The organism is Mesorhizobium sp. M2A.F.Ca.ET.037.01.1.1 (genome assembly GCF_003998075.1).
Classification (GTDB): domain Bacteria; phylum Pseudomonadota; class Alphaproteobacteria; order Rhizobiales; family Rhizobiaceae; genus Mesorhizobium.
Window position 1 is genome coordinate 1 of the sequence record NZ_RZSA01000905.1, and the last position, 2663, is coordinate 2663.

Consider the following 2663-nt stretch of genomic DNA (forward strand, 5'->3'; position numbering starts at 1 on the left):
GATCTATGTGAACAAATAGGCCGTCTCATTTGCCGGTGGCGGCGTCCAGCCCGCCGCCGGCCGCCTTTCAATGATGCCGCCGAAACGGGAGGGCGGCTTGCCAAAAACAAACGAGAAGCAACAACCATGTGCGTGAAGTGCGACTACACCATTCATCGCGCCAGCCACCATTTCGGCTGGAACCGCGATTTCGAGCCGGCGCTGACCGCCAAGCCGGGTTCGACCATCCATTTCGAATGCCTCGATTCCTCCGGCGGACAGTTCGACGCGAACTCCACGGTGGCGGATGTCTCGACCATGGATTTCGGCAAGGTCAATCCGGTGACAGGACCCGTCTATGTCGAGGGCGCGATGCCGGGCGATGCGCTGAAGATCACGCTGCGCCATTTCGAGCCGTCGGGCCTCGGCTGGACCGCCAACATTCCGGGCTTCGGCCTGCTCGCCGACCAGTTCAAGGAGCCGGCGCTGCACATCTGGAAATATGATGCCGCCTCGATGGCGCCGGCGCTCTATGGTCCGGGCGGGCGCGTGCCGCTGAAACCCTTCGCCGGTACGATCGGCTTAGCCCCCGCCGAACCCGGCCTGCATTCTGTGGTGCCGCCGCGCCGCGTCGGCGGCAATCTCGACATCCGCGACCTTGCGGCCGGAACCACGCTCTACCTCCCGGTCGAGGTCGAGGGCGCGCTGTTCTCGATCGGCGACACCCACGCCGCTCAAGGGGATGGCGAGGTCTGCGGCACGGCCATCGAGAGCCGCATGGACGTCGAGGCGACGATCGAGCTGGTCAAGGATGCGCGGCTGGAGAGCCCGCGCTTCACCACGCCGGGGCCGGTGACCCGCCATCTCGACGAGGCGGGCTACGAGGTCACCACCGGCGTCGGACCGGACCTGATGACCGCGGCGCGCGAAAGTGTGAAGCGCATGGTCGATCTGCTCGCCGCCGACCATGGGCTGAAGCCGGTCGACGCCTACATGCTCTGCTCGGTCTGCGGTGACTTGCGCATCAGCGAGATCGTCGACATGCCGAACTGGGTCGTCTCGTTCTATTTTCCGAGGATTGTCTTCAATTGATGGCGGATGGTTCCGGGCGAGGAAGAGATGCTGTCCTGACCGTCGAGAGCCTGTCGGTGGACGCGCTGACGCCGCAAGGCGCCAGGCGCGTCATCGACGGCATCAGCTTTGCGCTGGCGCCGGGCGAGACGCTCTGCCTTGCCGGCGAGTCCGGCTCGGGCAAGTCGGTGACGGCGCTTTCGATCATGCGCCTGTTGCCGCGTGCCTCGCTGCGCATCGCCGGCGGCGACATCAGGCTCGAACGCCAGTCGCTTCCGCGCCTGCCGGAGCGCGCCATGCGCGACGTGCGCGGCGGCGAGATCGCGATGATCTTCCAGGAGCCGATGACGTCGCTCAACCCGGTACACTCAATCGGTGCGCAACTGACCGAGGCGATCCGCATCCACCAGGGCGCGGAAGGTTCAAGCGTCGAGCAGCGCGCTCGCGACATGCTGGATGTCGTGCATATCAGCGACCCGGCGCGGCGCATGAAACAATATCCGCACGAGCTCTCCGGCGGCATGCGCCAGCGCGTCATGATCGCCATGGCGCTGTCCTGCCGGCCGAAAGTGCTTCTGGCCGACGAGCCGACGACGGCGCTCGACGTGACGGTGCAGGCGCAGATCCTGAAGCTGATGCGGGAACTGAAACGGGAGTTCGGCACCGCCATCATCCTCATCACCCACGACATGGGCGTCGTCGCCGAGATGGCCGACCGGGTGGCCGTCATGCGCGATGGACGGATCGTCGAGGCGGGCCTCGTGCTCGACATCTTCGAGCGGCCGCAAGCCGACTACACGCGCGAACTGCTCGCCGCCGTGCCGCGCCTCGGCGCCTTCGCGGGAACCGACGCACCGCCCCGGGTCACGGCCACCTCCCGACCGCCGGTCCCAGACGGGGAAGCGCCCGTGCTTTCGGTGAAGAAGCTTGTCGTCGATTACGGCGCCTCCTCCAGCCTGTTCCGCCGCCGCGCCTCGGAAGCGCCGGCGGTGCAGGATGTCTCCTTCGAGATAAGGCCGGGCCGCACGCTCGGCCTCGTCGGCGAGAGCGGCTCCGGCAAGTCCACCACCGGCAAGGCCGTGCTCGGCCTTGTTCCTTTCGCCGGCTCGGTGATCATCGGCGGCACGTCCATTCACGGCCTCTCCGCGGCCGCGATGCGGCCGGTGCGCCGCGCCGCGCAGATGATCTTCCAGGACCCCTACGCCTCGCTCGACCCGCGCATGACAGTGGGAGCCGCCATCGCCGAGCCGCTCGTCATCCACGGCATCGGCAGCAGGGATGATCGGCGCGAACGCGTGGCCTCGCTTCTTGCGCGGGTCGGACTCGAAGCCGATCACGCCTCGCGCTATCCGCACGAATTTTCCGGCGGCCAGCGCCAGCGCATTTGCATCGCACGCGCCCTGGCGCTGGAACCGAAGCTGATCGTCGCCGACGAAAGCGTCGCCGCGCTCGACGTGTCAGTGCGCGCTCGCGTGCTCGACCTGATGCTGGAGCTGCAGGAGACGCTGGGCCTAGCCTATCTCTTCATCTCGCACGACATGGCGGTGGTCGAGCGCATGAGCCATGACGTCGCCGTTATGCGCGCCGGCCGTATCGTCGAAGCCGGCCCGCGC

2 protein-coding genes are annotated in these 2663 nt (G+C 67.3%); both read left to right on the forward strand.

Annotation, left to right across the window (positions count from 1 at the left end):
- Window positions 1-126 precede the first annotated feature (126 nt).
- On the forward strand, window positions 127-1071 hold the full coding sequence (locus EOA27_RS31070; RefSeq protein ID WP_126080800.1) for an acetamidase/formamidase family protein: 945 nt from the start codon (window positions 127-129) through the stop codon (window positions 1069-1071).
- Window positions 1071-2663, forward strand: a 1593-nt coding sequence (locus EOA27_RS31075; RefSeq protein WP_145970647.1) for an ABC transporter ATP-binding protein, incomplete at its 3' end; no start/stop codon positions are given. The genes EOA27_RS31070 and EOA27_RS31075, both read left to right, overlap by 1 nt.